The following is a 4,155-nucleotide window of genomic DNA, read 5'->3' on the forward strand; positions in this document are numbered from 1 at the left end:
CACCGTCAACACCCTGCACTCAGCCCTTCGTGCTCTGGCCGAACGCGGAAACGCCCTGCTCAAGACCACCTTCGCCGCGTTGCGGCGAGTCACGCTATGTCCCTGGCGCACCGGCGCGATCACCGCAGCTGCGCTCGTACTACTCCACACCGAGTACGACCGCACGACATGATCAACCCGCTACTGAGAACACCTCATCGAGCTGAATTGCGGTCGACTTGTTTTTATTGCGCGCGTCGAATGTGTCGATCAACTCGTCCGGGGTGTCCGGCAGTCGCAATTTGTCGATCACCGCGTCGGCGACCCGCGGCGAGGTGAGCAGATCGGCGTAGGTCGCCATGCGTTCCGTGGAGAGCTGGGCCCCCAAGAACGCGGACTGCGGCGTGGGGCCGGTGGCGACGACGTACATCGATGTCGACGCCGTGTATGCGGTCGGCAGCCATGCGTAGGCGAACAGCGAGCCGGCCAGGCCGATCGCCATGCCTGCAATGACGAGGACACGACTGTCTCGCAGCAGGATCCAGAGGTCGCGGACAGACAAGCGCGGTCCCTTCGCGTGCAGGGCGTTCCATCGGAACAGGAGCGGGTCATGTGGATCTGGTGGTCGGACGTCGGCGACGGTCCGTGTCGTAGTCATTGCTGGTCGTGAATTATCGGCCTGTCGATGCAAGAATCGTCGTCACCGCTGGACATCGACACCTGGTTTATCGCAGTATCCACCACGTTGCCACCCGGGCACCAAATTAATCCGACGCTTCCCATTTATGTCAGGTCGGCTCTGGGTGTGCTGGTCTTCCGGTCCGCATTGTCTGCACACGTGGGTCGGGTATGCGCGAAAGGTTGGTCGATGCCTGCTTGTCTCCGAATGCGGTCCACGGGGGTCCTGGTCGCACACCCGTCCGCTGAGCTGTACGGATCGGACCGCATGACGCCGGAGCCGGTGTGCGGGCTGCACGCCGCCGGTGCGGAGGTGACGGTGCTCCTGGGGGCCGAGGGCCCTCTGCGGGACATGGTCCACCAGGGGGCGTGGTGACCCCGAGCAGCCTCGTCGATCGTCGTGACGTGCCGCTGCGCCCGGTGTTGCAGCTGCTGCGTGCCGCGCAGAAGCCGCCGACCCCGGGCACCCCGGCGTGGTCGCGTTTCGTCAACCGCCCTCTGGGGCGGGTCCTCGCCGCGGTGGCGTTCAAGGCGGGGATGTCGCCCACCCAGGTCACCGCACTGAGCGCGGTGTTCTCGTTCTCCGCGATCGCCGGGCTGGTCCTCGGCCCGGCCGGCCCGGCGACGGGGATCCTGTCGGCGGCCGGCCTGATCATCGGCTACGCCCTCGACTCGGCCGACGGTCAGCTCGCGCGGCTGACCGCGACCAGCTCCCCGGCCGGGGAGTGGCTCGACCACGTGCTCGACAGCGCGAAGGTCCCGGCGGTGCATCTGGCGATCCTGGTGGCCTGGTTCCGGTCCGGTGAGGTGAGCACCGGATGGCTGGCCGTGCCCGTGGTGTTCGCGCTGGTCGCCTCGGTGCACTTCTTCGCGACGATCCTGACCGACCAGCTGCGGCGTGCCCACCCGCGGCCGGGCGAGGACGCGCCGCCTCGTCGGGCCGGCGTGGTGCGCGCGCTGGCCGTCGTCCCGACCGACTACGGGCTGCTGTGCGTCGCGGTCGCCGTCTCCGGATGGCCCGCGTTCTTCGCTCCCGCCTACCTGCTCCTGCTCGTCGGGACCTCCGGCTACGTGCTGCTCGCACTACCGAGGTGGTTCCGCGACATGACCCGGCTCTCCCGTTGACCTGGCTCCGAGAACAGGACGTACCCGTGCACATTGCCATGATCGGTACCCGCGGCGTGCCCGCCCGCTACGGCGGGTTCGAAACCGCGGTCGAGGAGATCGGAACCCGGCTCGTCCGGGCAGGACACACGGTCACGGTGTACTGCCGTGGGGAGGACCGCAGCCCGACCTACCGCGGAATGCAGCGGGTCCGTCTGCCCTCCGTGCGCCGCTCGTCGATCGAGACGCTGAGCCACACCGCGGTGTCGGTCGCCCACCTGCTCCGGCACCGGGCGGACGTGGCCCTGGTCTTCAACGCCGCGAACGCCCCGCTGCTGCCGCTGATCCGCGCGGCCCGCATTCCGGTCGCCGTGCACGTCGACGGACTGGAATGGAAGCGCGCGAAGTGGTCGGGCAACGGCGCGCGCTACTACCGCGCCGTCGAGAAGGTCGCGGTCGGCCTCGCCGACGCGCTGATCGCCGACGCGGCTGCCATCGCCGCCTACTACCGCAGGCGCCATGCCGCGGACAGTGTGGTGCTGACCTACGGCGCCCCGATCATCGAGTCCGCGGACGCGGGGCGGCTGGCCGAGCTGGGGCTGCGGCCCGGTGGGTTCCACCTCGTGGTGGCACGCATGGAGCCGGAGAACCACGTCGACGTCGTGGTCGCGGGGTACCTCGCCTCGCGCGCGAGCAAGCCACTGGTCGTGGTCGGTTCGGTTCCCTATCCGAGCAGCCACGAGCGGCACGTCCGTGACCTGGCGGGCTCCGATCCCCGGGTGCGTCTGCTCGGGTCGCTCTGGGACCAGGAGCTGCTGAACTCCCTCTACGCCGGCGCCGCGAGCTACCTGCACGGCCACAGCGTCGGCGGCACGAACCCGTCGCTGCTGCGCGCGATGGGTGCCGGTGCGCCGGTCGTGGCATGGGACATCGAGTTCAACCGCGAGGTGCTGGCCGAGACGGGCCGGTGGTTCGCCTCCCCGGACTCGCTCGCGCGTGAGGTGGAGGCCGTCGAGGCCGACCCCGTGGCGGCGGCCCGGCGTGGTGCGGACGCCCGGCGTCGGGCGCGGACCGTCTACGACTGGGACGACGTGGCCGAGGGTTACGCGCAGCTGTGCGCGGACCTGTACGCCGGGCGACGCTCCCGACGCGGTCGCCGGGCCGGCGGCGCCCCGGCGGGGGTCCGGCGATGACGACCGTGGGCCGATCGCCGGACCCCGGCCCTCAGCGCGTGATGACCACGATGTCGGGTGCGTTCGTCGAGGTGATGGACAGCTTGAGCTGGTCGACCTGGTCGGCGGGGACGAGGAACGCGTACGTGGCATCCGTCGACGCGCCGGGTTCGAGGGTGCCCGCCGGCTTGGACGGCGGGCCGCTGTTGGCGCTGGCCGCCTTGTCGGCGTACCGGGCGTTGACGTCGAGGCCGCCGTCGACGGGCTTCGGGGTCCGGTTCGTCAGCCGGATCGTCACCGCGGCGCCGGGCCCGGCGAGCTCTCCCGGCCCCTCGGCAACCAGCTGGACGGGCCGGATCGACGTCACCGTGACCTCGAGCCCGCCGAGGTTGGTGGGCGAGTCGAGCCGGGCCTGCGTGGTGGGGCCCAGCTCGGGCGGCGGGCCCCCGGGCGAGGGGACCGAGGGTGCAGAGGCATCCGAGGGTGCCGAGGCATTCGAGGGTGCTGGGGCATCCGAGGGTGCCGAGGCGACCGATGGTGCCGGGGCGGCGGTCGGCGTCGTGCTGTCCGCCGCGCACGAGCTGAGCAGGCCAGCTGCTGCAGCGGCGACCGCAGCGGCGACGACGGAACGCGTCGGGTTGCGCATGAGGCTCCTAGTACTGCAACGGCAGTTCGGCGTGTGGTGAGAGGCTGACGGCCGTTCGGCGGTGATGATCACCGCGTGGTTGATCTTGCCGGGTGGGTGGCCTCGTTGGACGCGGTGGTGGAGCTGATCTCTGGCCGTTTCCGCAGGGTCGAGCCGCGCCGGCGGGTCGGAACCTACCTGCGAGGCCTGCTCGCGGGGCTCGAGCGGAAGAACGGCTGGACCCTCGCCGAACACGCCGGGGCGATGTCGCCGGACGGGATGCAGCGGCTGCTGCGCACCGCGGACTGGGACGTCGACGGGGTCCGCGACGACCTGCGCGGCTACGTCCTGCAACATCTCACCGACACCGCGTCGGGGGTGTTCATCGTGGACGAGACCGGGTTCATCAAGAAGGGCCTGCGTTCGGCCGGGGTGCAGCGCCAGTACACCGGCACCAGCGGGAAGATCGACAACTGTCAGCTCGGTGTGTTCCTGGCCTACGCCTCGAAGCGGGGGCGGGCGTTGATCGACCGGGAGCTCTACCTGCCGACCTCGTGGACCGAGGACCGCGAACGCTGCGAGCGCGCGGATGTCCCC

The 4,155-nt window shown here is 70.6% G+C and carries 5 protein-coding genes and 1 pseudogene; 4 read left to right on the forward strand and 2 right to left on the reverse strand.

The features are described 5' to 3' along the window. Positions 1 to 172 (forward strand): annotated as a pseudogene (locus Ae505Ps2_RS31335) (IS5/IS1182 family transposase); the annotation flags it as partial. Here the strand turns inward: Ae505Ps2_RS31335 and Ae505Ps2_RS20560 are convergent. Next, positions 173 to 637 (reverse strand): Wzz/FepE/Etk N-terminal domain-containing protein, encoded by a 465-nt coding sequence (locus tag Ae505Ps2_RS20560; RefSeq protein ID WP_084786364.1) that lies wholly within the window; start codon positions 635 to 637, stop codon positions 173 to 175. A 392-nt stretch (positions 638 to 1,029) separates the two neighbouring features. Here Ae505Ps2_RS20560 and Ae505Ps2_RS20565 point away from each other — a divergent pair, with 392 nt between their 5' ends. Then, positions 1,030 to 1,782 (forward strand): CDP-alcohol phosphatidyltransferase family protein, encoded by a 753-nt coding sequence (locus tag Ae505Ps2_RS20565; protein ID WP_233147524.1) that lies wholly within the window; start codon positions 1,030 to 1,032, stop codon positions 1,780 to 1,782. Positions 1,783 to 1,808: 26 nt separating this feature from the next. Continuing rightward, positions 1,809 to 2,954, forward strand: a complete 1,146-nt coding sequence (locus Ae505Ps2_RS20570; RefSeq protein ID WP_075333334.1) for a DUF1972 domain-containing protein — start codon at positions 1,809 to 1,811, stop codon at positions 2,952 to 2,954. Positions 2,955 to 2,985: 31 nt separating this feature from the next. Here Ae505Ps2_RS20570 and Ae505Ps2_RS31340 read toward each other — a convergent pair whose 3' ends face one another. Beyond that, positions 2,986 to 3,579: a DUF4352 domain-containing protein gene (locus Ae505Ps2_RS31340; protein ID WP_139320195.1), complete on the reverse strand. Its 594-nt coding sequence runs from the start codon at positions 3,577 to 3,579 to the stop codon at positions 2,986 to 2,988. 96 nt (positions 3,580 to 3,675) lie between these two features. Here Ae505Ps2_RS31340 and Ae505Ps2_RS20585 point away from each other — a divergent pair. Further along, on the forward strand, positions 3,676 to 4,155 hold a 480-nt coding region (locus tag Ae505Ps2_RS20585; RefSeq protein WP_249265393.1), incomplete at its 3' end, for an IS701 family transposase.

Origin of the sequence: Pseudonocardia sp. Ae505_Ps2, from assembly GCF_001932425.1 — a bacterium.
Classification (GTDB): domain Bacteria; phylum Actinomycetota; class Actinomycetes; order Mycobacteriales; family Pseudonocardiaceae; genus Pseudonocardia.

Excerpts from the sequence above, each read along its gene's own strand:
- Ae505Ps2_RS31340 (WP_139320195.1), bottom strand. The coding sequence starts at position 3,579 with ATGCGCAACCCGACGCGTTCCGTCGTCGCCGCTGCGGTCGCCGCTGCA.
- Ae505Ps2_RS20560 (WP_084786364.1), bottom strand. The coding sequence starts at position 637 with ATGACTACGACACGGACCGTCGCCGACGTCCGACCACCAGATCCACAT.